Origin of the sequence: Bradyrhizobium sp. 1200_D9_N1_1 (assembly GCF_052075915.1) — a bacterium.
Lineage (GTDB): Bacteria > Pseudomonadota > Alphaproteobacteria > Rhizobiales > Xanthobacteraceae > Bradyrhizobium > Bradyrhizobium diazoefficiens.
On sequence record NZ_CP197226.1, the window covers coordinates 5434258 to 5458848 of the forward strand.

24 protein-coding genes are annotated in these 24591 nt (G+C 65.1%); 13 read left to right on the top strand and 11 right to left on the bottom strand.

Annotated features, from left to right (window positions below; all coding sequences use genetic code 11):
• The first annotated feature begins 65 nt into the window (after positions 1-65).
• The 5 genes from AB5K84_RS26375 to AB5K84_RS26395 all read left to right on the top strand — a co-directional run bounded on the left by AB5K84_RS26375 (position 66) and on the right by AB5K84_RS26395 (position 5765).
• Complete coding sequence (locus tag AB5K84_RS26375; RefSeq protein ID WP_011086915.1) at positions 66-1541, top strand: protein adenylyltransferase SelO; 1476 nt, start codon at positions 66-68, stop codon at positions 1539-1541.
• A gap of 208 nt (positions 1542-1749) precedes the next feature.
• Complete coding sequence (locus AB5K84_RS26380; protein ID WP_011086914.1) at positions 1750-2601, top strand: phosphodiesterase; 852 nt, start codon at positions 1750-1752, stop codon at positions 2599-2601.
• A 1-nt stretch (position 2602) separates the two neighbouring features.
• Positions 2603-3553, top strand: coding sequence for a carbohydrate ABC transporter permease (locus tag AB5K84_RS26385; protein ID WP_028171120.1), 951 nt, complete (start codon positions 2603-2605; stop codon positions 3551-3553).
• Entirely contained in the window at positions 3550-4419 is an 870-nt protein-coding gene (locus AB5K84_RS26390; RefSeq protein WP_011086912.1) for a carbohydrate ABC transporter permease, read from the top strand. The genes AB5K84_RS26385 and AB5K84_RS26390 overlap by 4 nt, the downstream gene beginning before the upstream one ends.
• Before the next feature lie 11 nt (positions 4420-4430).
• Positions 4431-5765, top strand: a complete 1335-nt coding sequence (locus AB5K84_RS26395; protein WP_011086911.1) for an ABC transporter substrate-binding protein — start codon at positions 4431-4433, stop codon at positions 5763-5765.
• A 77-nt stretch (positions 5766-5842) separates the two neighbouring features.
• Here the strand turns inward: AB5K84_RS26395 and AB5K84_RS26400 are convergent, their stop codons facing one another.
• Positions 5843-6832 (bottom strand): zinc-dependent alcohol dehydrogenase family protein, encoded by a 990-nt coding sequence (locus AB5K84_RS26400; protein WP_011086910.1) that lies wholly within the window; start codon positions 6830-6832, stop codon positions 5843-5845.
• A 103-nt stretch (positions 6833-6935) separates the two neighbouring features.
• Between AB5K84_RS26400 and AB5K84_RS26405 the strand changes: the two genes are divergently transcribed.
• Positions 6936-7835, top strand: coding sequence for a LysR family transcriptional regulator (locus AB5K84_RS26405; protein ID WP_011086909.1), 900 nt, complete (start codon positions 6936-6938; stop codon positions 7833-7835).
• 353 nt (positions 7836-8188) lie between these two features.
• Entirely contained in the window at positions 8189-9337 is a 1149-nt protein-coding gene (gene rnd, locus AB5K84_RS26410; RefSeq protein WP_011086908.1) for a ribonuclease D, read from the top strand.
• Positions 9338-9534: 197 nt separating this feature from the next.
• Here the strand turns inward: rnd and AB5K84_RS26415 are convergent, their stop codons facing one another.
• The 5 genes from AB5K84_RS26415 to AB5K84_RS26435 form a co-directional block, all read right to left on the bottom strand.
• A complete protein-coding gene (locus AB5K84_RS26415; RefSeq protein ID WP_011086907.1) occupies positions 9535-10917 on the bottom strand; it encodes an aspartate aminotransferase family protein in 1383 nt (460 codons plus the stop codon).
• Positions 10918-11060: 143 nt separating this feature from the next.
• The gene (locus AB5K84_RS26420) at positions 11061-11234 is read right to left on the bottom strand and encodes a hypothetical protein (protein ID WP_165448152.1); all 174 of its coding nucleotides are present in this window, start codon (positions 11232-11234) and stop codon (positions 11061-11063) included.
• Between the two features lie 34 nt (positions 11235-11268).
• Positions 11269-11832 carry an isochorismatase family protein gene (locus tag AB5K84_RS26425; RefSeq protein WP_011086906.1) on the bottom strand — a complete coding sequence of 188 codons (564 nt, stop codon included), beginning with the start codon at positions 11830-11832 and terminating at the stop codon, positions 11269-11271.
• 25 nt (positions 11833-11857) lie between these two features.
• A complete protein-coding gene (locus AB5K84_RS26430; protein WP_011086905.1) occupies positions 11858-12478 on the bottom strand; it encodes a GNAT family N-acetyltransferase in 621 nt (206 codons plus the stop codon).
• Positions 12465-13076: a hypothetical protein gene (locus AB5K84_RS26435; protein ID WP_011086904.1), complete on the bottom strand. Its 612-nt coding sequence runs from the start codon at positions 13074-13076 to the stop codon at positions 12465-12467. Before AB5K84_RS26435 ends, AB5K84_RS26430 begins: the two co-directional genes overlap by 14 nt.
• Positions 13077-13150: 74 nt before the next feature.
• Between AB5K84_RS26435 and AB5K84_RS26440 the strand changes: the two genes are divergently transcribed.
• Positions 13151-14191: a LysR family transcriptional regulator gene (locus tag AB5K84_RS26440; protein ID WP_011086903.1), complete on the top strand. Its 1041-nt coding sequence runs from the start codon at positions 13151-13153 to the stop codon at positions 14189-14191.
• Between the two features lie 18 nt (positions 14192-14209).
• Here AB5K84_RS26440 and AB5K84_RS26445 read toward each other — a convergent pair whose 3' ends face one another.
• A complete protein-coding gene (locus tag AB5K84_RS26445) occupies positions 14210-15373 on the bottom strand; it encodes an autotransporter outer membrane beta-barrel domain-containing protein (RefSeq protein ID WP_038966791.1) in 1164 nt (387 codons plus the stop codon).
• 378 nt (positions 15374-15751) lie between these two features.
• Between AB5K84_RS26445 and AB5K84_RS26450 the strand changes: the two genes are divergently transcribed.
• Positions 15752-15958 (top strand): cold-shock protein, encoded by a 207-nt coding sequence (locus tag AB5K84_RS26450; RefSeq protein ID WP_008129967.1) that lies wholly within the window; start codon positions 15752-15754, stop codon positions 15956-15958.
• A gap of 86 nt (positions 15959-16044) precedes the next feature.
• Here AB5K84_RS26450 and purN read toward each other — a convergent pair whose 3' ends face one another.
• Complete coding sequence (gene purN / locus AB5K84_RS26455) at positions 16045-16698, bottom strand: phosphoribosylglycinamide formyltransferase (protein ID WP_028171111.1); 654 nt, start codon at positions 16696-16698, stop codon at positions 16045-16047.
• Complete coding sequence (purM, locus tag AB5K84_RS26460) at positions 16698-17771, bottom strand: phosphoribosylformylglycinamidine cyclo-ligase (RefSeq protein ID WP_011086899.1); 1074 nt, start codon at positions 17769-17771, stop codon at positions 16698-16700. Before purM ends, purN begins: the two co-directional genes overlap by 1 nt.
• Positions 17772-17925: 154 nt before the next feature.
• Here purM and AB5K84_RS26465 point away from each other — a divergent pair, with 154 nt between their 5' ends.
• From AB5K84_RS26465 to ppx, 4 genes are all read left to right on the top strand, one after another.
• Positions 17926-18468 carry a CDP-alcohol phosphatidyltransferase family protein gene (locus AB5K84_RS26465; RefSeq protein ID WP_011086898.1) on the top strand — a complete coding sequence of 181 codons (543 nt, stop codon included), beginning with the start codon at positions 17926-17928 and terminating at the stop codon, positions 18466-18468.
• Positions 18469-18559: 91 nt separating this feature from the next.
• The gene (locus AB5K84_RS26470) at positions 18560-19237 is read left to right on the top strand and encodes a DnaA ATPase domain-containing protein (protein WP_011086897.1); all 678 of its coding nucleotides are present in this window, start codon (positions 18560-18562) and stop codon (positions 19235-19237) included.
• A gap of 135 nt (positions 19238-19372) precedes the next feature.
• The gene (locus AB5K84_RS26475) at positions 19373-21562 is read left to right on the top strand and encodes an RNA degradosome polyphosphate kinase (protein WP_028171108.1); all 2190 of its coding nucleotides are present in this window, start codon (positions 19373-19375) and stop codon (positions 21560-21562) included.
• Between the two features lie 12 nt (positions 21563-21574).
• On the top strand, positions 21575-23077 hold the full coding sequence (ppx, locus tag AB5K84_RS26480; RefSeq protein WP_011086895.1) for an exopolyphosphatase: 1503 nt from the start codon (positions 21575-21577) through the stop codon (positions 23075-23077).
• 48 nt (positions 23078-23125) lie between these two features.
• Here ppx and AB5K84_RS26485 read toward each other — a convergent pair whose 3' ends face one another.
• Together AB5K84_RS26485 and ndk are read right to left on the bottom strand one after the other, a co-directional pair.
• Positions 23126-23986, bottom strand: coding sequence for a TerC family protein (locus AB5K84_RS26485; protein WP_011086894.1), 861 nt, complete (start codon positions 23984-23986; stop codon positions 23126-23128).
• Between the two features lie 44 nt (positions 23987-24030).
• Positions 24031-24453, bottom strand: a complete 423-nt coding sequence (gene ndk, locus AB5K84_RS26490; protein ID WP_011086893.1) for a nucleoside-diphosphate kinase — start codon at positions 24451-24453, stop codon at positions 24031-24033.
• Positions 24454-24591 lie beyond the last annotated feature (138 nt).

Sequence of the window (24591 nt, forward strand, 5' to 3'; positions counted from 1 at the left end):
CCCATTTTTGGCCGATCTGGGCTCAAGCCTTTGCCATCAGGCGTTCCCCGCCTATCTTTACCTCCATGACCGTCCATTTCCCCTTCCAGAACTCCTATTCGGCGCTGCCGGACAGCTTCTTTGCCCGGGTCGCGCCGACCCCGGTCGCAGCCCCCCGGCTCATCAAGCTGAACCGGCCGCTGGCGGTCCAGCTCGGCCTCGACCCGAATATGCTGGAGACCCCTGAGGGCGCCGAGATCCTGGCGGGCAAGACGGTTCCTGATGGAGCCGACCCCATCGCCATGGCCTATGCCGGCCACCAATTCGGGCAGTTCGTGCCCCAGCTCGGCGACGGCCGGGCGATCCTGCTCGGCGAGGTCATCGACCGGGACGGCGTCCGCCGCGACATCCAGCTCAAGGGAAGCGGTCCCACCCCGTTCTCCCGCCGCGGCGACGGCCGCGCTGCGCTCGGGCCCGTCTTGCGCGAATACATCGTCAGCGAAGCGATGTACGCGTTGGGCATTCCGACCACACGCTCGCTTGCCGCCGTCGTCACCGGCGAGCACGTCATCCGCGAGACCGCGCTGCCTGGCGCGGTGCTGACCCGCGTCGCCGCGAGCCACATCCGCGTCGGCACCTTCCAGTTCTTTGCCGTCCGCCGCGATACCGACGCGATCCGCCGGCTCGCCGATCACGTCATCGCCCGTCACTATCCCGAGCTGCTCGGTACCGAGCGGCCCTATCACGCGCTGCTTGCCGGCGTCGTCGCGCGCCAGGCCGAGCTCGTCGCGCGCTGGCTGCTGGTCGGCTTCATCCACGGCGTGATGAACACCGACAATTCTTCGATCTCGGGCGAGACCATCGATTACGGCCCCTGCGCCTTCATGGATGCCTACAATCCCGCGCAGGTCTTCTCCTCGATCGACGAGATGGGCCGCTACGCCTACGCCAACCAGCCGCGCATCGCGCTGTGGAATCTGACCCGGCTGGCCGAGTGCCTGCTGCCGCTGTTCGGCGAAGAGCAGGAGAAGGCGGTCGAGCAGGCACAGGACATTCTCGGCGCATTCCCCGAGACATTCAGCAAGGCCTATCAGGCGGGCCTGCGCAAGAAGGTCGGCCTGTTCACGGAGCGCGACGGCGACGAGGCCCTGATCCAGGACCTGCTCGACGCCATGGCGAAGAACCAGGCCGACTTCACCCTGACCTTCCGCAGGCTGGGTGACGCCGCAGGCGATCCGGCCGCGGACGACGCCCGCGCAGAGTTCATGGACCCCGCAGCCTTCGATGAATGGGCCCGGCGCTGGCGCGAGCGTCTCGCGGCCGAGCCGCAATCCGCCGCCGAGCGGCAGACCGCCATGAACGCCGTCAACCCGCTCTTCATCCCGCGCAACCACCGCGTCGAGGCCGTGATCCAGGCCGCGGTCAACGATGACAACTACGCGCTGTTCGAGGAATTGGTGAAGGTGCTGGCCAAGCCGTACGAGGACCAGCCGGACTATGCGGCTTATGCCGATCCGCCGCTACCGGACCAGCGGGTGTTGCAGACGTTCTGCGGGACGTGAAAGCTCGCACGCCCCGCATCACCATCTCTAATTGATTCACGGCATGGATTGCGCCTTGTGCGAATCCATTCCTCTCCGGTGGACGTTGTGGACACGTCCTGCCCGCGGGAACCGCTGTCATCAAACTGAAACACTCGCGCTCTAACGGCCTGTCAGCGCCATCTTGCCGGAGGCGCCCATCCTCCAACAAGTCCCGACAAAGCGCGCCATGCCCTTCAAATTCATTCACATCACCGACACGCATCTCGCGAACCCCGGGCTGAAGCTCTATGGGCTCGATCCGCGCGCCCGGCTGGACGCGGCGATCGCCGACATCAACAAGCACCAGTCCGACGCCGCATTTGCCGTCGTGACCGGCGACCTCACCCATTGGGGCGAGCCTGAATCCTACGCCAATTTCGCTGACGCGATGGCTGCGCTGAAAATCCCGTACATCGCCATGGTCGGCAACCACGACAAACGCGTAGCTTGCCTCGACGGCCTGAAGGCCGCACCGCGCGATTCCAACGGCTTCGTGCAGGGCACGCGCATCACCGAGCACGGCCTGTTCGTCTTCCTGGATACGCTGGACGAGACCAGCCACGCCGGCGAAATGTGCGCCAAGCGTCTCGGCTGGCTCGCAAGCACGCTGGCCGCCGCACCGGCCGACATGCCGTTCGTCGTCTTCATGCACCATCCGCCCTTCCCGGTCGGCGTCCACGCGATGGACGAGATATCGCTGAAGCAGAGCCCCGAATTCGCGGAAGTCATCGCTCCCTATCGCTCGCGCATCCGCCACCTCTTCTTCGGCCATGTCCACCGGCCGATCTTCGGCAGCTACGGCAAGATTCCGTTCTCGACGCTGCGCGGCACCAACCACCAGGTCTGGTTCGAGCTTGACGCTGCCGCCGCCGAGCATCTCGCCAGCCACGAGCCGCCGGCCTATGGCGTGGTGCTGATCGACGGCGAGAACCTGGTCGTGCACAGCCACGACTTCCTCGACGAAAGTCTGCGCTTCCCCTTCGAGCCACCGGCAGGAGTGGACGGCCGCGGCTATGCGCTCAACATCCCGGCGCGGTGAGATGAGCCTCGCTGAACCCGCGACTCTCCCGGTCGCGGCAACTGCGCCGCCGCGCCTGCTTCTCCTGAGGCGGTTCTCCGCCCGCTTCAAAACCTCGCTGCCGGCCTATCTCCTGCTGCTGCCCTCGCTGATCTTCCTCGCGCTGTTCACCTACGGCGCGATGGGACGCGTGATGATCGACGCGCTGTATCAGCGCGCCACGCCCAAGGCGCCGGTCCGCTTCGTCGGGTTTGAGAACATCAACGCGGTGCTCGCCGATCCCGCCTTCACCGGGGCGATCGTCAACAATCTCGTCTACGCCGTCGGCACGGCGATCCCCAGCATCGGCCTGGCGCTCTTGTTTGCGCTGGCGCTGTCGCGCACCAATGCCTTCAACAGCGTGCTGCGTGCCGCGCTGTTCCTGCCGGTGCTGATCCCGATGGTCGCGGCATCCGCGCTGTTCCTGTTCATCTTCCTGCCGAATGTCGGCCTGCTCGACTATTACATCGGCCGCCTGCTGCCGGTGCTGCCGAACTGGCTCGGCGATTCCGACATCGCGCTTTACGCCATCATGGTCATCACCATCTGGAAGAACGCCGGCTACTACATGCTGTTCTTCCTCGCCGGCCTCCAAGCGGTGCCTGAGGACGTGATGGAAGCCGCCCATCTGGACGGCGCCGGTCCGTACCAGCGCCTGCGCCACATCATCCTGCCGGAGCTCAAGCCAACCTTCCTGTTCGTCACTGTCATCGCAACGCTCAATGCGGTGACACAGGTCGACCACGTCTTCGTCATGACCAAGGGCGGACCGTCCAACGCGACCAATCTCGTGCTGTTCTACATCTACCAGCAGGCCGTCGAGCACTACGACATCGGCAAGGCCTCGGCGGCCACGCTGCTGACGCTCGCCGTGCTGATGGGCCTCACCGCGCTCTCGTTCCGGACGATGGCGAACCGGGAGGGCGGGCCGTGAAGCTGATCGACTGGCTGCTCAAGGACGCCCCGCTCGCCACGCGCCGCGAGATCACGCCGAAGCTCGGCTTCGTGCTGACCGTGCTGCTCGCGATCATCTGGCTCATCCCCTTCCTCTGGATGGGCGTTGCGACACTGCGCCCCGCCTCGGACGGCATCAACGCCATGGCCGAGCTGATGCCGAGCCTGAAGCCGACGCTCGACAATGTCAGGGATGCCTGGGAGATCGGCGATTTCCCGCGCTACGCCCTCAACACCACGATCATCTGCACCGGCATCCTGCTGGTGCAGCTCGTCACGATCACGCTGGCGGGCTTTGCCTTTGCGCGCCTCGCCTTCGCCGGCAAGACGCTGATCTTCTATCTGTTCCTGATGCAGCTGATGCTGGTGCCGGTGCTCTTGATCGTGCCGAACCTGACGCTCGTGGCGCAGCTCGGCCTCTATGACACGCTCACCGGCGTGATGATGCCGTTCTTCGCCTCCGCCTTCGGCACCTTCCTGATGCGGCAGGCGTTCGAGGCGATCCCGACCGAGCTGGAAGATGCCGCGCTGATCGACGGCGCCAGCCTGTTCCAGCGCATTCGCCACATCTACGTGCCGCTGTCGATGCCGAGCTTCTCCGCCTTCGCCATCATCTCGGTCACCAGCCACTGGAACGACTTCCTGTGGCCGCTGATGGTGATCAATTCGCCGGACAAGCGGCCGCTCACCGTCGGCCTCTCCGTCTTCACCGCAACGGCCGAAGGCACCCAGGCCTGGGGCACCATCGCCGCCGGTACACTGATGGTAATCGCGCCGCTGCTCGTCACCTTCCTGATCTTCCAGAGGCGCTTCATCAGCTCTTTCGTCACCTCAGGCATCAAATAGGAGATTTTCCGATGCTGTTTTCCCGCAGGCTCATGCTCGGCCTCGCCATGGCAGGCACTATGGCAGGCGCCCTCGCCTTTCCCGCGCTCGCCGGCGAAGGTCTGACCGAGATCGACCTGTTCTTCCCCGTCCCCGTCGACGGCAAGCTCGCCCGCGACATGGGCACCTTGATCAAGGAGTTCAACGAGACCCATCCCGAGGTCAAGGCGACCGCGGTCTACACCGGCTCCTATGACGACACGCTGATCAAGACGCGCGCGGCCATCAAGGCCGGCAAGCCGCCGTCCGCCGTGATCATGTCGGCGAACTTCCTGCTCGACATGCAGATCGAGAACGAGCTCACCAATCTCGACGGCCTGATCGCCGCCGACGGCAAGACCAAGGACCAGTTCCTCGGCCAGTTCTTCCCGGCACTGCAGGGCAACGCGGTGATCAACCGCTCGGTCTATGGCGTGCCTTTCCACAATTCGACGCCGCTGCTCTACATCAACGCCGACAAGGCCAAGGAAGCGGGCCTTGATCCGAACAAGCCGCCGCAGACCTGGGCGGAGCTGACCGACTGGGCCAAGAAGCTCACCAAGCGCGAGGGCGACAAGGTGACCCAATGGGGCATCGCAATCCCCTGCGCCTATGACTATTGCGGCTGGATGATGGAAACGCTCACCATGACCAATGGCGGGCGCTACTACAACGAGGAGTTCGGCGGCGAGGTCTATTACGACACGCCCTCGATGCTCGGCGCGCTGACCTGGTGGAACGACCTCGTCTACAAGCACAAGGTCCACGCGCCTGGGGCGACGCCCGGTCCTGCCGTCAGCACCTCCTTCATCTCCGGCAACGCCGCGATGATGATGCTGTCCACGGGCTCGCTGACCTATGTGCGCGACAACGCCAAGTTCAACTACAAGGTCGCTTTCATCCCGCGCAACGTCCGCAACGCCGTGCCGATCGGCGGCGCCTCGCTGATCGTTCCGTCCGGTCTCGAAGCCGACAAGCAGAAGGCGGCCTGGACGCTGATCAAGTGGATGACCTCACCCGAGAAGAGCGCCTGGTGGAGCCGCGCCACCGGCTATTTCGCCCCCAACATGGCCGCCTACAAGACGCCTGACATGGTCGACTTCCTGAACAAGAACCCGGACGCCAAGACCGCCGTCGAGCAGCTCGACGTCGCAAAGCCCTGGTTCGCGACCTACAAGACCGTCCCGGTCCGCAAGACGCTGGAGGACGAGGTGATGCTGGTCCTGAACGGCAAGAAGCAGCCGAAGGAGGCGCTCGCCGCCGCCCAGAAGGCCGCGGATGAGACGCTGAAGCCCTACAATGCCGAGACGTCGCTGAAGCTGCCGTAAGGCCGACGCTAACGTCCAAACGAAGTTCGGCGCTCCGTCATGCGGGGCGCCGAATGCGTTTCGCGAGATGCGCGCGTTTAGATCGTCACCACGATCTTGCCGAACTGATCGTTCGACTCCAGGAAGCGATGCGCCTCGACGATCTCCTCGAACCGGAATGTCCTGGCGATGATCGGCTTCAGCGTGCCGTCCGACAGCCCATCAAGAATGAATGCCTTGGCCTTCGCAAGGCGCACGGGATCGCGGATGATCTCGTGCACGAGGTAGCCGCGCAGGACCAGACTCTTGGTCAACACGTTGAAGAGCGGGAACGGCGTCGGCTCGGGGCTCAGCCCTCCATACTCGATCAGAATGCCGCCCGGCGACATCGCCGCGGTCAGCGGCTCGAATGCGGGACCGCCGACGGCGTCAAACACCACGCGGACGCCGTTTGAACCGGCGATCTCCGCGAGCCGCGCTCCGATGTCCTCCTCGTCCGAGGCGATCACGTGCGCGGCGCCGGCATCGCGCAAGGCGCGCCGCTTGGTCGAGGTCCGCGTTAGTGCAACCGGGACAGCGCCGATCCGGTTCGCGATCTGAATGGCCGCAAGCCCGACGCTGCTCGATGCCGCCGTGATGGCGACGACGTCCCCGCGCCCAAGTCCGGCGATATCGACCAGCGCGCCGTAGGCCGTCAGATATTGCATCCACATCGCAGCCGCGACCTCGAAGCCAAGCTCGGGCGGATGCTTCACGACGAGCTCGGCCGGAAACGTCGCGAGCTCGGCATAGGCCGGCCATCGCACCATCGACAGCGGCGGCACGATGCTCACGGTGTCATCAGGCGCAAAGCCGGCCACGCCCTCGCCGACCGCCTCGACGATGCCGGCCGCCTCCAGACCCAGGCCGGACGGAAATTTCGCGGCCTCGATATACGTGCCCCTCCGCAGCAGCGCCTCCGCGCGGTTGAGACCGAGCGCCCTGACCCGGATCTGAACCTCGCCCTTTGCCGGCAGTGGAACGCTGGCGGTCTCGATGCACAGCACTTCGGGACCGCCGTGCCGGTGAAAGCGAACGATGCGGGTCATGGGATATACTCCAAATCAGTTGAACTGAATGGAGCTATGGCGGTCCCGTGGAAGCGGATAAATCACCCAAACAAGCGAACAGTCGAAACCAGGAGTTTTCAATATGGACCGCCTGACCAGCATGGCCGTGTTCGTCAAGGCCGTCGATCTCGGCTCGTTCGCAGCCGCCGCCGACGCGCTGGAGATGTCGGGGCCGATGGTCGGCAAGCATGTGCGCTTCCTCGAACAGCGCCTCGGCGCCCGCCTCCTCAACCGTACCACGCGGCGCCAGAGCCTGACCGACGCAGGGCAAGCCTATTACGAGCGCTGCCGTGCCGTGCTCAGCGCGGCTGAAGCGGCTGACGCCGTAGTTGCCGACGAATTGTCCGAGCCGCGCGGCAGGCTGCGCGTGACAATGCCCGCGCTGCTGGGGCGGCACTGCATCGCGCCCTTGTTGATGAAGCTGGCGCGCAAACATTCGCATCTCGAGCTCGACCTCTCCTTCGGCGACCCGATCGCTGACATCGTCGAGGGCGGCTACGATCTTGCGATCCGGACCGGTGATCTCGATAACCAGTCCGGCCTGATTACGCGGCGCATCGCTCGCCAGCGAATGGTGGTGTGCGGCGCGCGATCCTATTTGCGCGCCCATGGCAAACCGAAATCGATCGACGATCTCGCCGCCCACCAGGCGATCATCTATCGCCGCTCCGGGCGGGTCCGGCCTTGGCTGTTTCCGCGGGACGGTCAGCCTCCGCGCGAGATCATGCCCGCCGGCAGGCTCAGGCTCGACGATCTCGAGGCGATCGCGGACGCCGCGGCACAGGGCATGGGACTCGCCTGGCTACCCTGCTGGCTGGTCCGCGAACGCCTCAACAACGGCGCGCTGGTCGGTCTCTTCGGGGGCCAGCCGGAATTCCTGTACGACTGCCACGCCCTGTGGCCACGTTCGCCGCGGATGCCGCTCAAGGTCCGCGCCGCCGTGGACGCCCTCGCCGCCGCCTTGCCGAAACTGATGCCGTGATGGTGGTCGTCCGCGCCATTAACCCGCTGTCCACCATCCGGCCGCCCGCACCGCCGGTAACCATTGGAATTAACAGACCGTCAACACGCTCCCGACAAGTCTAACGTTCTGTCGGGGGATTTTGCCGTGGATCTGTTGGTTTTCGAGTTCCTGGGACTGGCGCTGGTCGCCATGTGCGTAGTCGTGGTGGCGCTGCCCTGCGCCCGAAAACCCTCGCAAAGGGTCCGTTACGAATAGGAATTTCGTCGGAAGGAGCGATTCCGGCCCAATTGCAAGGCTCGAATTCGCTTCGAGCCCCTTGACATCACAGCGCTTTCGGCAGAACGGCTGATATCAAGTGTCATGGGCCGTTCATGGATTTGATTACCACCACCGCTGACCTTGCGGCTGCCTGCAGCCGACTGGCCAAGCACCCCGTCATTACTGTCGATACCGAGTTCCTGCGCGAGACCACCTATTACCCGCTGCTGTGCGTGGTGCAGATGGCCAGCCCCGAGGAAGCGATCGTCATCGACACCCTGGCCGTGGGCATCGACCTCAAGCCGTTCTTCGAGCTGATGGGCAACGAGGCCGTGCTGAAGGTGTTCCACGCCGCCCGGCAGGACATCGAGATCATCTGGCACCAGGCCAACATCATCCCGCATCCGGTGTTCGACACCCAGGTCGCGGCCATGGTGCTCGGCTATGGCGACAGCATCGCCTACGACCAGCTGGTCGAGAAGGTCACCGGCCACCGCCCGGACAAGACCCACCGCTTCACCGACTGGTCGCGCCGCCCGCTGACCAAGGAGCAGATGCACTACGCGGTGTCCGACGTCACCCATCTGCGCGACGTATTCGCGGCGCTCGATGCCGACCTGAAGAAGCGCCGCCGCAGCGAATGGGTCTCCATCGAGATGGAGGTCCTGACCTCGCCCCGCACCTACGACTTCCACCCCGAGCGCGCCTGGGAGCGGCTGAAGACGCGGGTGCGCAAGCCGAAGGACCTCGCGGTGCTGATGGAGGTCGCGGCCTGGCGCGAGCAGGAGGCGCAAAGCCGCGACGTGCCGCGCGGCCGCGTGCTGCGCGACGAGGCCGTCAGCGACATCGCCACCCATGCGCCCAACACGCTGGAAAAGCTCGCCCATCTGCGCTCGGTGCCGAAGGGGTTCGAGAAATCCAAATGGGGCGCGGACATCGTCGCCGCGGTCGAGCGCGGCCTGGCGCGGGATTTCTCGACGCTGCCGAAGCTGGAGAAGCCGCGCAACAATTCCAACGGCGCGGCCATCGTCGAGCTTTTGAAGGTCCTGCTGCGGATGACTGCGGAGCGCCATGCGGTCGCAAGCAAGGTGATCGCGACTGTCGACGATCTCGAGGAGATCGCAGCCAGTGACGAGGCCGACGTCCCCGCCCTGCGCGGCTGGCGCCGCGAGCTGTTCGGCGATGCCGCGCTGAAGCTGAAACGCGGCGAGCTGGCGCTGGCGATCGAGAAGGGTCGCGTGATCGGGGTCGAGCGGGCGTAAGCGCGCCCCGCTCTCCCTCCGTCGTCGTCCTGGCGAAAGCCAGGACCCATTACTCCATGGCGGAGTTTGGCGAAGACTCTGCGTTCGGTGCTCCAACCGCCACAAATCGATGGATCACGCGGTATGGGTCCTGGCTTTCGCCAGGACGACACCGGTGAATGTGGTCGGCTGCTCCGGCCACACTGAAACGCTCGACCTTACGCCGGCGTCAGCTTCGCCACCTCCGCCTTCATATCCTCCAGCACGCCCGATATCGCCGCCACCAGCTCGTCGATCTGGGTCTTGTTGACGATCAGCGGCGGGCAGATGGCGATGGCATCGAGCATGTTGCGGGAGATCACACCGCGTTCCTGGAGCATGCGGCTGGCAATGCCGCCGACGGCGCCGGGTGTCGCCGCTGCCGTCTTGCGCTGCTTGTCGAGCACCAGCTCGAGCGCCGCGATCATGCCGACGCCGCGGACCTCGCCGACCAGCGGGTGGCCGGCAAGCTCACGCAGCTTGCCCTGCATGTAGCCGCCAAGCTCGGCGGCATGCGCGACCAGGCCGCGTTCCTCGATGATCTTAAGGTTCTCCAGCGCAATCGCCGAGCCGACCGGATGGCCGCCCGCGGTGAAACCGTGGCCGAGCACGCCGATCTTGTTGCTCTCATCCGCGATCGGCTCGAACATGCGGTCGTTCATCAGGATCGCCGACAGCGGGAAATAGCTCGAGGTGATCTGCTTGGAGACAACGATCGCGTCCGGCTTGATGCCATAGGTCTCGCAGCCGAACATCTTGCCGGTGCGGCCGAAGCCGCAGATCACCTCGTCGGCGACCAGCAGGATGTCGTACTTCTTCAGGACCGCCTGGATCTTGTCCCAATAGGTCGCCGGCGGCACGATGACGCCGCCCGCTCCCATCACCGGCTCGCCGAAGAAGGCTGCGATCGTATCCGGCCCTTCCTTCTGGATCAGCGCGTCGAGCTCCTCGGCCCGGCGCGTGGCAAACGCCTCCTCGCTCTCGCCCGGCGCGCCGTCCTTGTAGAAGTGCGGCGAGCCCGTGTGCAGGATGTTCGGCAGCGGCAGGTCGAACGAGCGGTGGTTGTTCGGCAGGCCCGTGAGGCTGGCCGACGCGATGGTGACGCCGTGATAGGCGCGCATCCGGCTGATCACCTTCTTGCGCTGCGGCTGGCCGAGCGCATTGGAGCGATAGGCGATCAGCTTCAGGACGGTGTCGTTCGCCTCCGAGCCGGAATTGGTGAAGAACACCTTGCTCATCGGCACCGGCGCGAGCGCCACCAGCTTCTCGGCGAGATCGATCGAGGGCCCATGCGATTTGGCGGAGAACGTGTGGTAGAACGGCAGCGCCAGCATCTGCTTGTGCGCAGCCTCGACCAGGCGCTTCTCATTGAAGCCGAGCCCGACGCTCCACAGGCCGGCCATCGCCTCGAAATAGCGCTTGCCCGATGCGTCGAAGACGTAAGGGCCCTCGCCGCGCTCGATCACCAGGGGACCGGCCTGCTGATGGGCGCGCGCGTTGGTGTAGGGATGGAGCTGGTAGGCCACATCCCGGGCCTCTTGCGAATTCGGCAGCATGGACATTTGCGAAAGATCCTCAAGGTCGTCACATCGCCGGCGCGGCCAGCGTCATCTCTTGGCTATTGCGACAACGCAGAACTTGCAACGCCAATTCGTCGGCAGCAGGCGCTCAGCAGCGTTGCACAAAGCCGCACACGGAACAGCTCTCAGGCCGCGCTGTCATCATCATCACCATCGTCGGCGGCAGCAGCGGCTTCCCGCACCTCCACGAGCGCCATCGAGAGCAGATAGACGGTCGTGGGCAAGCCGACGCGGCGCGCCGTCTCGACGGCACGCGACAGGTCGCTTGCCAGCTCCTTGAGCTCGTCTCCCCGTGACAATGTCCCACCCCATCCATCCGCCGATCGCGGCCGCCTATACCGCAACGGCGCCGCTGGTTCTGATCAGTTCGGCGCTGGACTGGATCGTAGCAAAGTTACCGATGACATTCACTACCGCATGCTTGTAGGCGGCGGCATCGCCCGCGCCCGGCTGGCGGCAGGCCACGGCGTCGGCCACCACCTGATAACGATGGCTGCGGTGAAACCCGTCAACGGCGGTGGCGAGGATGGTCTCGTCCAGGGAGAAGCCGACCAAGACGCAGCGCACATTGCGGATATTGGACATGTAGTCCACAAACCGCGCCGAGCTGTAGGCCGAGGGCAGCGGGTGCTCGAACGTCATCTCGCCGGGCCGCGGCTTGGTCTCGGCGATCCAATCGGTCAGCCTGGATGCCGGATTGAACCAGGCCGCCTGGGCGATACGCTTCAGATGCATCACGGGCCAGAGATTGTCGCGCCACAGCATCAGGAGTTCCAGGCAGCGCGCAGTGGCCGCCTCGCCGTCGAGGATGACGTGGCGACGCCCTGGGGTCAGATATTCGACCTGGAGATCCGCACAAACCAGGATCGGCGGATCATCGGTGTTGGAAGTCAGCATTATCTTGCGCAGAGCTGCACCAGTTTCAGTGATCGGCGAGCGCGAGATCCCGCAGCGGCGAGGTCACCGCCCGCCCCGCCGAGGCGTCAAGCACGCCCGGCCGGTCCCAATCGCCCTCGGGACGGATGATGACATAGGGATCGCTGTCCAGCGTGATGGCGTCCGGACCCGGCTCGATCTCCAGCAGCATTTCCGTGTAGGAAAAATCCGAGAAGGTGATCTTGCGATTGTGGCCGAGCGGCTTGGCGCCGAAATGGGCCCAGAAATCGACCAGCCGGTCCTGCGCCTGGCCGTAGATCTTGCGAAACCCTTTGCGCTTCACATAGTCGACGCTCGCCTGCACCAGCTTGAACGAGACGCGCGATCGCCGATATTGGTGTCGCACCGCGAGCCGCTCGACCTTGGCGAAATCGCCGAAGAAGCGCACCCGCAGGCAGCCCGCAGGCTCGCTGCCGACAAAGCCGATGAAATGCGCGGCTACCATGTCGTTGCCGTCGAACTCCTCCTCGAACGGACAATCCTGCTCGGCGAGATAGACCGCCGAGCGGATGGCGGTGACCAGCATGAGATCGTTGGGATTGCGCGCAAGGCGGATGGTGATGGCGCGGGAGTCGGGCTTCGCCGGGGGAATCCTAGTGCCGTGCATCTGCAAAACTCCTTGCTTGGATGATCGCGCCCGGCATGCGCATCGGCCGCCGGTGCCATGGGCGCTCGTAGCACCACAGGTCGGGTTGGAAACTCGGGACAGGCTCGAAGCCGGTCGCCCTCATGATGTCGCGTCCGGCCACGGTTGAAGGCTGCGCATAGCAATCCGCGCCGCGAAATCTTGGCTGTCGGAGGTGCGCCGCGGCCTTGCCGAGACCAGCGATGCCACGGCCCGTCGCCGCGACCGCCCAGATGTAGATGGCAGCAACCTCCTCCTTCGCGGAAGCCAGATAGTGCGTCTCCGGCGCGGTGAGGCAAATCTCGTCGAGCAACAAGGCATCGTGCCCGCGGTCGCTCAGGAACAGGAAGGCCATGCCACCGAGCAGCTTGCCGTTCCGGCTGAACGTCAGGATGCTCTGAGGATCGAAGGTGAAGTATTTTGCAAGCTCCGCGGTTCCGAGCTGCACGCCGGGCACCAGCCGGCGCGCCATCTCGGAAAGTGCCGCAATTTCAGAAAATTGCGCGCAACGGACGTCGACATCCGGACTGAGCGGCAGCGCGTCGAAATCATGCCTTGCGGCAAAGGAGCCCCTTTCCATAGCCTGATCGCCCTTCTATCGTCTGCGGCTTTCGTGCCCCGCTATGTCGAGCTTAGCGGTTGGGGACCAGGAGTATGCAGCAGTTATTGCACCGGGGTGCTGCGATGACGCAGCACCGTGAAGAAGCCCTGGACGCGTCCTGGGACGATTTGAAGCTATTTCTAGCGTGCGCAAAATATAAAAGTTTCCGCAACGCCGCCGAAGAGCTCGGCCTCACCTCGACGACGCTGATGCGCCGGATCGACCGGCTCGAAGAGAGCATCGACTGCAAGCTGTTCCTGCGCGACCAGAGCGGGCTCACGCTCAGCGACGAAGGCACGGCAATGATTGCCGACGTCGCGCATATGGAGCGTCATGCCTTCAACGTCTTCCGGCGCGCCTCGCGCTCGTCGAACGACACGTCGGGCACCGTGCGCGTCGCAGTGACGGAAGGTCCCGGCAATTTCTGGATCCTGCCGCGGCTGATCGATTTCCAGAAAACCTATCGCAAGATCACCGTCGATCTGCGCTGCGCGATGGAGCAGGCCGACGTCGCGCGGCTCGAGTCCGATATCGCGATCCAGCTCGAGCCGCCGACCAACCCCGATCTGATCGTCGCAAAGCTCGGCCGTCTGCACATTTATCCCTTCGTCTCCAAGGAGTACGAAAGCCTCTACGGCCTGCCGGCGACGCTCGCCGAATTGAAGAACCACCGCATCATCAAGCAGAGTGCTCCGCAGGTCGACGACACCGCCTATGCCCGCGTGCTCGGGCTGGAGACGCTCGAGGGCATCGTCGGAATCAAGACCAACTCCTCGGTCGGCGTACTCTATGCGGTTGAGCGCGGCGCCGGCATCGGCTTCCTGCCGACGGTGTCGATCGCGCTCGGCGCACCGTTCATTGCCGTCGATCTCGGCGTGAGCCACCACGCCGACCTATGGCTCACCTATCACAAGGAGTTTCGCGATTCCGAGCGCCACAAGATCGTGGTCGACTGGCTGAAGAAGATCTTCGACCCCAAGACTTATCCCTGCTTCCGCGACGAATTCATCCATCCGAATGCGCTGGTGCCGATGATGACGGCCGCGCGCGAAGGCTTTGGATTGAAAGGCTATGTCGCGACGACGCCGACATAGGCGCAGGCGAGCTGTGCCTCACCACCGATACTCGAAGCCGACCGTGCCCTGGTGCGAGGTGAGCTCGTTGCGGAACTTGCCGTCGTAATTGACGTAGAGCCGCGCGGTGTTGGTCAGGCTGAGCGAGGCTGAGGCGCCGGCATCCATGCCGTAGCGGCTCTCACCGATGCCGGGGACGACGATGCTCTGGGTCCCGAGGCTGACCTGGACCGAGCCGAGGTTCTGGTAAAAATTGTCAACGAACTTGCCGTACGCTGAGAGATCCAGAATCTTCTGGTCGAAGATGAAGTAGCGCCCGACCTCGGCCCCGATCATGACACGCGCGCGCGAGAGCGCCGTCGAGCCGACGTTGAGCGGATCGAGGCCGCCAGCCTCCTGGAATGCCGCACTGGTGGCGCGGACATATTCGAGCGCACCCTTGGGCACGACGCGCATCTGATCCTTGGTCCAGTAGTAGCTGATCTCGGTCAGTGCGCCGTCGACCGCGGCGCGATAGCCGGCGGAGGCAACGCCAAAGCCGGTATCCCTGCTGGAACGGACCTTGCCGAAACCGTGCACCACCGCGAACGCCCAGGTCCACGGGCCTTTGTCGATCGAGCCGTTGAAACCGACCTGGGTCAAATCGAGCGTCGCCGACTGGAGCGCGAGCGGCACGTCGATATCGGTGTGGCTCTGATCGACGGAGAAGCCGAGATTGACGCCAGGCGCGAGTCGCGCGCCGAAGCCGGCGACGCCGCCAAACGTCTTGCGCTTGTCGCCGACGAAATCCCCCTGCGCGTCGGTGCGGACCGAAATACCGTAGCCCTCGAACCAGGTGCGGTAACGGGGATCTTCCGTGCTTGCGGACGCGCCGCCGCCGCCCGGATTGGTCCGGAACGCCCGGTTGAAACCACCCGACGCCTGGTTGCCGAGCCGCTCCAGAAACCCCGACCCGAGATTGAGCGTGCTGTTACCGACCGACTGGTCGTAATTGGTCGAGGTAGGCATCGGAATTGGCGTCGGCGACGGCGTGGGCGTTGGGGTTGGGGTCGGCGTTGGCGTCGGGGTCTGCGCGTAGCCGGGCGTCGCCGCCAAAATCGCCACGACGAGCGCAACCAACATCGCGATCGCTGCCGCGCCCCGGCGGACGCGGTTCAGCCCGATCGTCTGCCGTGTCCCGGAGGGCTGCGATGTGCAGCGCATGACGACAAATCCCGAAGCAAATGGCGGCGCGCAAAAATGCAACACGAGCGGCGCACGCATGCTGCGATTTGCGCCGAACTGTTACGGAGGGTCAACCGGCTGGCGCCTTGAGACGGGGGTGATTGCTCCCGATTGTGGTTCCGCGGCCACAGGTCGGAAATTGCAGACGGGCACTCCCGGCCCGGCCTTGAAATTCGCGCATGGCTTGCTAACGCGCGATTTTCGTGTTGCAATATCCGACACAATCGGAATTGGCGCTCGGCTGTGCGTTTCGCGACATTGAGACTCAAGACTCGAACAGACTTCCGGAAGCCCGTTTGTGGCGTGGCACGCGAAAAGCGGCCGCGTCTTTTTTGTATCTAGCGGAGGAGACGAACGATGCCACAAAAGGGCACCGTCAAGTGGTTCAACCCGACCAAGGGCTATGGGTTCATCAAACCGAACGGCAGCGACAAGGACGTGTTCGTCCACATCTCCGCCGTCGAGCGTGCTGGACTCTCCACCCTCAACGAAAACCAGGTGGTTGAATACGACCTCGTGGAGAACCGCGGAAAATCATCCGCGGAGAACCTCAAGGTCTCCTGATCTCTCGTTCCACACGCGAGACATCACGACGATGCCCCCGGCTCTGCCGGGGGATTTTGTTTGTGACGACGAAACGCGACGGCGCCTCAGCTCGCCACGGGCGAAACCAGGAAATTCTCCGACGGTCCGCTGCCCGCCGTCTTGCAGACATCGCCCTCGATCTGGACCTTGCCGGTCGCCAATAGCCGCAGCGCGGCCGGATAGATGCGGTGCTCGACTTCGAGGATGCGTTCCGACAGCGTGTCCGCTGTATCGTGGTCGCTGACGGGAACCGCGCCCTGCATCACGATCGGGCCGGCATCGGTCTCGGGGATCACGAAGTGCACCGTCGCGCCAGACAGTTTCACGCCGGCGCGCAGGGCCTGACCGTGCGGGTCGAGGCCGGGGAAGGACGGCAGCAGCGAGGGATGGATGTTGAGCATCCGCCCGTACCAGGCCTTGGTGAATTCGGCCGTGAACAGGCGCATGAAGCCGCCAAGACAGATCAGCTCGATGCCGTGCTGATCGAGCGCGGCCTGCAGCACCGCCTCGAAGCCGGCGCGATCCTTGCCGAACGGCTTGCTCTCGATCACCAGCGTGTTCACGCCGCTCGCCCTGGCCCGTTCGAGCCCCGGTGCATCGGCCTTGTTCGAGATGACGAGGGAAATTTCCGCCGGAAAATCCCGCGCGCTGGCTGCCTTGATCAGCGCGACCATGTTGGAGCCGCGGCCGGAAATCAGAATGGCGACGCGGCGCTTCATCACGGCGCCAGATCGAGATGGCCATTGTAGACGACGCGATGCTCGCCCTCGGCGGGGATCACGGTGCCGAGCTGCGCCACGCTCTCGCCTGCTTCGGTGAAGACCTGCACGACCCGGTCGACCTTGTCCGGCTCGACGATCGCGATCATGCCGATGCCGCAGTTGAAGGTGCGCAGCATTTCGAGCTCGGCGATCCCGGCCAGCGCGGCCAGCCATTTGAACACCGGTAGCACGGGCAGCCGCGCCAGATCGATGCCGACGCCAAGGTTCTTGGGCAGCACGCGCGGAATGTTGTCGGTGAAGCCGCCGCCGGTGATGTGGGCGAGCCCCTTCACCGCGCCGGTCTCTCGGATCGCGCGCAGGCAGGATTTGACGTAGAGCTTCGTCGGCGTCAGCAGCGCGCCGCCGAGCGTCATGACAGGCGCGAACGGCGCCGGCGCCTCGAAGCCGAGGCCGGACTGCTCGACGATCTTGCGCACCAGCGAGAAGCCGTTGGAGTGCACGCCCGACGAGGCAAGACCGATCACGGCGTCTCCGGCGGCGATGTCCTTGCGCGGCAACAGCGTACCGCGCTCGGCGGCGCCGACTGCAAAGCCGCCGAGGTCATAGTCGCCGTCCTTGTAGAGGCCTGGCATCTCGGCGGTCTCGCCGCCGATCAGGGCACAGCCGGATTCCCGGCAGCCATCGGCGACGCCGGCGACGATCGAGGCGGTCGCCTCCGGATCGAGCTTGCCGCAGGCGAAATAGTCGAGGAAGAACAGCGGCTCGGCGCCCTGCACCACGAGGTCGTTGACGCTCATGGCGACCAGATCGATGCCGATGCCGCCATGCAGGCCGGTTTCGATCGCGATCTTGACCTTGGTTCCGACGCCGTCGGTGGCGGCGACCAGGACGGGATCCCTGAAACCGGCCGCCTTGAGGTCGAACAGGCCGCCGAAGCCGCCGATCTCGGCGTCGGCGCCGGGCCGCGCGGTGGCGCGCACCATCGGCTTGATCAGATCGACTAGGCGGTTGCCCGCGTCGATATCGACGCCTGAATCGGCGTAGGTGAGGCCGTTTTTGCGGTCGGTCATGCCCGATTTCCAGTGGGGTTGCGGCTGGTTACGTCGAATTCCGGGGACGCGCAATGGCTCGCATGGCGCTCGGCGCCATACTATGTAGATATCAACGGGTTCAGCCTTCAAACGGGGCGGATTCGAGGTCAGGCCGGGTGCCGGGAAGCGCCGCGTGAGTATTCCGAACATCATCACTTTGGGCCGCATCATGCTGGTCCCGATCATCGTCTGGGCCATCGTGTCGAGCCAAATGGAGGTGGCGTTCGCCGTCTTCCTGATCGCCGGGATCAGCGATGCCGTGGACGGCTTCCTCGCCAAGCGCTTCAACATGGCAAGCGAGCTCGGGGCCTTGCTCGATCCGCTCGCGGACAAGGCGCTGCTGGTCTCGATCTATATGTCGCTCGGCATCTGGGGCGCGATTCCGCGCTGGATCGTGATCCTGGTGGTATCCCGCGACATCATGATTGTCGCCGCCGTGATCGTGTCCTGGCTGTTCGACCGGCCCGTCGAGATGAAGCCGTCGAAAGTGTCGAAGCTCAACACGGTCGCCCAGGTGGCATTCGCAGCGCTGGTGCTGGCCGCGCTTGCCTTCGGTTTCAAGCCGGCGCCCTATGATATTATCCTGATGGGCCTCGTCACGATCTTCACGCTCTCCTCCGTGTCGCTCTATCTCGTCGAGTGGGTGCGGCACATGAGCACGATCGAGGCCAAATGAGCGCGAACCGGCCCCGCAAAAGGCCAACTCACGCCCGATCAAGTCGAATCTTTCAAGCGAAGCCGGCCGTCCGGCATGGAGCAAAGCAAGCGTGGCAGGCCGCGTTCACCCCCGACAATTGGCGTTCTCGCTGCCACACGCGGAGAGCCTCAGTCGGGACAATTTCCTCGAAGGCCCCGCCAACGCTGCCGGCCTCGCCTTGATCGACGGCTGGCCGGAATGGCCGAACCGGATCATGTGGCTGGCCGGCCCCGAAGGCAGCGGCAAGAGCCATCTCGCCGCGATCTGGGCCGAGGAAGCCGGCGCCCGCTCGACCACGGCCAATGCGTTGTCCGCCGCAGGCGTTCCCGGCGCGCTCGCCACCGGCGCGCTGGTGGTCGAGGATCTCAAGGCCAAGGATTTTGACGAGCGCGCCCTCTTCCACCTGATGAACCTCGCCCGTGAGGACGGCGCCTACGTCCTGTTCACGGGGCGCGATGTGCCGGCTGCGCTGGACATCGAGCTCAACGACCTGCGCTCGCGGCTGCGCGCCGTGCCGGTGGTTATGCTGCTGCCCCCCGACGACCAGCTCTTCCGCGGCCTGATCGTCAAATTCTGTGCCGACCGCCAGCTCACCGTGGACGAGAGCGTGGTCAGCTACCTCGCCACCCGCCTGGAGCGATCCTCGGCCGCCGCCCGGCAGGCCGTCGAACTGCTCGACAGCGAGGCTCTGCGGCTCGGCCGCCCCGTGACCCGGGCGTTGGCCGCCGAGCTGCTCCGCGACGCCTGACCCCGCCCCAACGCCGCTTGACGGCGCGGAACGGCGGAACATCAATGTCATCGAAACGTCATCGCCCTAACACATGCTCCCGGCGGTTTTGCGCGTCAGTCGCAAATTGGGGCAAACTGGATGGACCGACTTCTCATGGACTCCGCGCAAGCTGTTGAAATAAAAGAAAAAGTCCCGGAGACGGAAAGCCTGCCGGCGATCGCCTCGAGCCCCGAGCGATTCATCAACCGCGAGCTGTCCTGGCTGCATTTCAACCGCCGCGTCCTGGAGGAATCGGTCAATCCCAGCCATCCCGTGCTGGAGCGGGTGCGATTCCTGTCGATTTCCGCGAACAACCTCGACGAATTCTTCATGGTCCGCGTCGCCGGCATCAAGGCCCAGGTGCGCGAGGGCATTGCCGAGCGTAGCCCCGACGGCCTGACGCCGTCCGAGCAGCTCGCGCTGATCAACCGCACGGTCTCCCAGCTTGCTTCAGACCAGCAGGCGATCTGGCGCGACCTGCGCGCCACGCTGGCCGATGTCGGCATCGTGCTGGTGGACGGCAAGGAGGTCACCAAGGCGGAGCGGACCTGGATCGAGGACTACTTCCTCAACAACGTGTTCCCGCTGCTGACGCCGCTCGCGATCGACCCGGCCCATCCCTTCCCGTTCATCCCGAGCCTCGGTTTCACCATCGCGCTCCAGCTCACGCGCGCCGCCGACGGCAAGCAGATGAACGCGCTGATCCGCATGCCCGGCAAGATCGACCGCTTCATCCGCCTGCCGTCCGAGGGCACGATGCGGCTGATCTCGCTGGAGCAGGCGACCGCCCTGTTCATCAACCGACTGTTCCCCGGCTACAATCTGCATGGCCAGGGCGCCTTCCGCATCCTCCGCGACTCCGAGCTCGAAATCGAGGAAGAGGCCGAGGATCTCGTCCGCCTGTTCGAGACCGCGCTGAAGCGCCGCCGCCGCGGATCGGTGATCCGGCTCGAGATCGACGCCAAGATGCCGGAGCAGCTGCGCAACTTCGTGCAGCATGCCCTCTCCGCCGCCGACGACGAAGTATTCCTGGTCGACGGCGTGCTCGCCATGAATGAGCTCTCGCAGCTCACCCGCCTCGACCGGCCCGACCTCGAATTCACGCCTTACGTGCCGCGCCATCCCGAGCGCGTGCGCGAGCATGGCGGCGACATCTTTGCCGCGATCCGGCAGAAGGACCTTGTCGTCCATCACCCCTACGAATCCTTCGACGTGGTGGTGCAGTTCCTCCAGCAGGCAACGCGCGACCCCGATGTCGTCGCGATCAAGCAGACGCTCTACCGCACCTCCAATAACTCGCCGATCGTGCGCGCGCTCGCCGAAGCCGCCGAGGCCGGCAAGTCCGTCACCGCGCTGATCGAGCTCAAGGCGCGCTTCGACGAGGAGGCCAACATCCGCTGGGCGCGCGACCTCGAGCGCGCAGGCGTGCAGGTCGTCTATGGCTTCCTCGAACTGAAGACGCACGCAAAACTCTCGATGGTGGTGCGCCGCGAGGGCGGCAGCCTCACGACCTACGTCCACACCGGCACCGGCAACTACCACCCGGTCACCGCGCGCATCTACACCGACCTCTCCTACTTCACCTCCGAGCCGACCATCGGCCGCGACGCCGCGCGCGTCTTCAACTTCATCACCGGCTATGCCGCGCCGAGCGATCTGGAAAAGATGGCGGTGTCGCCGCTGACCCTGCGCAAGCGCATCATCGAGCACATCCAGGGCGAGACCGCGCATGCGCGGCACGGCCGCCCCGGCGCGGTCTGGATGAAGATGAATGCGCTGGTCGACCCAGACATCATCGACGCGCTGTATGAGGCCTCACAGGCCGGCGTTCAGGTCGAACTCGTGGTGCGCGGTATCTGTTGCCTCAGGCCCGGTATCCCTGGCCTGTCGGAGAACATCCGCGTCAAGTCGATCATCGGGCGCTTCCTGGAACACGGCCGAATCTACTGCTTCGGCATGGGCCAGGGGCTGCCGAGCACGAAAGCGGCTGTGTATATCTCCTCGGCCGACATGATGCCGCGCAACCTCGACCGCCGCGTCGAGGTGCTGTGTCCGCTGCAAAATCCCACGGTGCATCAGCAGGTTCTCGAACAGATCATGGTCGCGAATCTCAAGGACAATGAGCAGAGCTGGCAATTGTTGCCGGATGGGTCCTCAACGCGTATGAAGACCGCGAAGGGCGAGGAGCCTTTCAACGTCCACAACTACTTCATGACAAATCCGAGTCTGTCTGGCCGTGGAAAGTCGCTCAAGGAATCCTCGCCGCGTCGTCTCACGCGCCGGAACGAACGCCATCCATCCTGATCGGGCGTCGACGTGACTCGGCCGCGCAAGCGCGGCTCGAGCGTCGCGGTCATCGACATCGGTTCCAACTCGGTCCGCCTCGTCGTCTACGAGGGACTGGCGCGGAGCCTCATTCCGATCTTCAACGAGAAGACGCTGTGCGGCCTCGGGCGCGAGGTGCAAAGCACGGGCCTGCTCGCGCCCGACGCCGTCGACAAGGCGCTGACCTCGCTGAAGCGATTCCGCGCGCTGTGCCGCGTGATGCAGGTCGGACGCGTGTTCGCGATCGCGACCGCCGCCTGCCGCGATGCCTCCAACGGCCCCGACTTCATCGCCAAGGCCGAGCGCATCTGCGCAGTGAAGATCGAGATCCTGTCGGGCCCGCGCGAGGCGCGGCTGTCGGCGCTCGGCGTGATTTCCGGCATCCACCACCCCGACGGCATCGTCGGCGACCTCGGCGGCGGCTCGCTCGAACTGATCGACGTGCGCAGGAACAGCGTGCGCAGCGGCGTGACGCTGCCGCTCGGCGGGCTCGCGCTCCAGGACCTCGCCCACAAATCGCTCAAGCGCGCCGACCGTATCGTGCGCGAGGAGCTCGACGAGGTGCCGCAGCTCAAGGCGGGGAGCGGCCGTACATTCTACGCCGTCGGCGGCACCTGGCGCGCGCTCGCGCGCATCCACATCATCCAGAGCGGCTATCCGCTCCAGGTGATGCACGGCTATTCCATCTCCGCAGCCGAGGCGCTCGACTTTTCGCGTCGCCTTCGCCGTCTGGCGGCCGCCGACATGCTCGCCGATATCGAGATCGTTGCCGATGCGCGGCGCCCGCTCCTCACCTACGCGGCGCTGGTGCTCGAGCACATCATCCGCGTGGCAAAGCCCAAGACCATCGTGTTCTCGACCTTCGGCGTACGCGAAGGCCTGCTGCACGAGAAGCTGACGGAAACCGAGCGCAACAAGGACGGGCTGATCTGCGCAGCCGAAGAGCTCAACCAGCTGCTGTCGCGCTCGGCCAAGCACGCCCGCGAGCTGATCGCCTGGACCGATCGCCTGGCGCGCGTCGTGAAGCTGCGCGAGACGGAAGAAGACCGCCGCTTGCGCCACACCGCGTGCCTGCTCTCCGACATCGGCTGGCGCGTGCATCCCGATCACCGCGGCGAGCAGACGCTGAGCCTCGTCGTCAACGGCAATTTCGGCGCGATCACCCACACCGAGCGCGCCTTCGTGGGCCTGTCCGTGTTCTATCGCTATGCGGGCCTGAGCGAGGAAAACCAACCGCCGGCCACCATGCAGGAGTTGCTGACGCCGGCCCAGCTCGACCGCGCCCGCCTGCTCGGCGCGGCATTCCGCGTCGCGCATCTGATCTCGGCGGCGCGGCCGGGCGTGCTGCCCGCCACGCATTTCCGCAGCCAGGGCCGCAAATTGATGCTGGTGTTCGAGCATCGTCTCGGCGACATCGTCGCCGACCGCGTCGGTAGCCGCTTCCGCCAGCTCGCCCGCCTGGTCAACCGGGCCGGCTCGATCGTGCGTCGGTAGTTCACCTCTCCCTGCGGGAGAGGTGAGATATGCGTCCCTCGGAAAAGTTTACTCTGCCGACGCCTTGGCGTGGCGCTCGGAGGATTCCAGCGCCGCCTGGCTCAGGCTGCGCCGGCGCCAGATGGTGCCGGCGACCAGCACGACGATGACGCCGAGCGCCGCGCAGAAATATTCGCCGCCTCCACCGCCATGGCCGAATTGGGCCGGGATGCGCAGTGCACCGAGCATGTTGTCCAGCGAGGCACCGAACGGACCGTCGAACAGCGTGTGCAGCTTCGGTGCGACGCCGGGATCGGTCGCGATCACCTCGCCCGCGATCCAGCCGAGCAGCGCGGCACCAGCCCACACCAGGACCGGGAGCTTGGCGAGCAGCGCCATGATCAGCGCCGCACCGGCGACGATCAGGGGAACGCTGATGGCAAGGCCGAGGATCAACAGCGGCACGCTGCCATTGGCCGCGGCGGCGACCGCAATGACGTTGTCCAGGCTCATGACGATGTCGGCGACGACGACGATCTGCACCGCCTGCCATAGATGCGAGGCCGACTCGACGCCGTCCTCGTCCTCGTTTTCAGGCACCAGGAGCTTGGCCGCGATCACGATCAGCGCGAGACCACCGACGAGCTTGAGATACGGCAGCTCCATCAGGCTTGCGACGATGCCGGTGAAGATGATCCGCAGCAGCACCGCCGCGCCGGCGCCCAGGATCATGCCCCACAGACGGTGCCGCGGCTTGAGGCCGCGGCAGGCGAGCGCGATCACCAGCGCGTTGTCGCCGGAGAGCAGGATGTTGATCCAGATGATCTTGCCGACCGCAATCCAGAAGGTCGGCTCGGCCATCTCATTGCGGAACTGGGTGAAGAATGCCCCGATCGTAGCGGGATCGAAGATCTGCCAGAGCCAGTTCACAATGAGTCCTTTCGCCCCGTCGCTTTAACTTATCGGCTGAATGATCAGCCGACGATCTCGTTGCCCGAGAAGAACTGCGCGATCTCGATCGCGGCGGTCTCCGGTGCATCCGAACCGTGTGCGGAGTTCTCGCCGATCGACTTTGCGTAGAGCTTGCGAATGGTGCCTTCGGCCGCCTTTGACGGATCGGTCGCGCCCATCGCGTCGCGGTACTTGGCGACGGCGTTCTCGCCTTCGAGCACCTGGACGACCACCGGGCCCGAGGTCATGAACTCGACGAGCTCGCCGAAGAACGGACGCGCCTTGTGGACGGCATAGAAGGTCTCGGCCTGTTCCTTGGTCATGCGGATGCGCTTCTGCGCGACGATTCGCAGGCCCGCCTTCTCGATCACGGCGTTAACCGCACCGGTCAGGTTACGCGCGGTCGCATCGGGCTTGATGATCGAGAAAGTGCGTTCGATGGCCATGATCTTGTCCTTGAGAAGAAATGCGGTGGTTCGGAGTTGCGGGGCTTATATCGGCGCCTTCGCCAGACGGCAAGCGATCGCCAAAACCCGCCTCCCGGGCGCTTCGCCGCAGGCCGCCCCGGCGGATCCAGCGATGGA

What these genes read in the sequence shown, in the direction of transcription:
- AB5K84_RS26375 (WP_011086915.1), top strand. Translation starts at nt 66, where the DNA reads ATGACCGTCCATTTCCCCTTCCAGAACTCCTATTCGGCGCTGCCGGAC.
- AB5K84_RS26380 (WP_011086914.1), top strand. Translation starts at nt 1,750, where the DNA reads ATGCCCTTCAAATTCATTCACATCACCGACACGCATCTCGCGAACCCC.
- AB5K84_RS26385 (WP_028171120.1), top strand. Translation starts at nt 2,603, where the DNA reads ATGAGCCTCGCTGAACCCGCGACTCTCCCGGTCGCGGCAACTGCGCCG.
- AB5K84_RS26395 (WP_011086911.1), top strand. Translation starts at nt 4,431, where the DNA reads ATGCTGTTTTCCCGCAGGCTCATGCTCGGCCTCGCCATGGCAGGCACT.
- AB5K84_RS26400 (WP_011086910.1), bottom strand. Translation starts at nt 6,832, where the DNA reads ATGACCCGCATCGTTCGCTTTCACCGGCACGGCGGTCCCGAAGTGCTG.
- AB5K84_RS26405 (WP_011086909.1), top strand. Translation starts at nt 6,936, where the DNA reads ATGGACCGCCTGACCAGCATGGCCGTGTTCGTCAAGGCCGTCGATCTC.
- rnd (WP_011086908.1), top strand. Translation starts at nt 8,189, where the DNA reads ATGGATTTGATTACCACCACCGCTGACCTTGCGGCTGCCTGCAGCCGA.
- AB5K84_RS26415 (WP_011086907.1), bottom strand. Translation starts at nt 10,917, where the DNA reads ATGTCCATGCTGCCGAATTCGCAAGAGGCCCGGGATGTGGCCTACCAG.
- AB5K84_RS26425 (WP_011086906.1), bottom strand. Translation starts at nt 11,832, where the DNA reads ATGCTGACTTCCAACACCGATGATCCGCCGATCCTGGTTTGTGCGGAT.
- AB5K84_RS26430 (WP_011086905.1), bottom strand. Translation starts at nt 12,478, where the DNA reads ATGCACGGCACTAGGATTCCCCCGGCGAAGCCCGACTCCCGCGCCATC.
- AB5K84_RS26435 (WP_011086904.1), bottom strand. Translation starts at nt 13,076, where the DNA reads ATGGAAAGGGGCTCCTTTGCCGCAAGGCATGATTTCGACGCGCTGCCG.
- AB5K84_RS26440 (WP_011086903.1), top strand. Translation starts at nt 13,151, where the DNA reads ATGCAGCAGTTATTGCACCGGGGTGCTGCGATGACGCAGCACCGTGAA.
- AB5K84_RS26445 (WP_038966791.1), bottom strand. Translation starts at nt 15,373, where the DNA reads ATGCGCTGCACATCGCAGCCCTCCGGGACACGGCAGACGATCGGGCTG.
- AB5K84_RS26450 (WP_008129967.1), top strand. Translation starts at nt 15,752, where the DNA reads ATGCCACAAAAGGGCACCGTCAAGTGGTTCAACCCGACCAAGGGCTAT.
- purN (WP_028171111.1), bottom strand. Translation starts at nt 16,698, where the DNA reads ATGAAGCGCCGCGTCGCCATTCTGATTTCCGGCCGCGGCTCCAACATG.
- purM (WP_011086899.1), bottom strand. Translation starts at nt 17,771, where the DNA reads ATGACCGACCGCAAAAACGGCCTCACCTACGCCGATTCAGGCGTCGAT.
- AB5K84_RS26475 (WP_028171108.1), top strand. Translation starts at nt 19,373, where the DNA reads ATGGACTCCGCGCAAGCTGTTGAAATAAAAGAAAAAGTCCCGGAGACG.
- ndk (WP_011086893.1), bottom strand. Translation starts at nt 24,453, where the DNA reads ATGGCCATCGAACGCACTTTCTCGATCATCAAGCCCGATGCGACCGCG.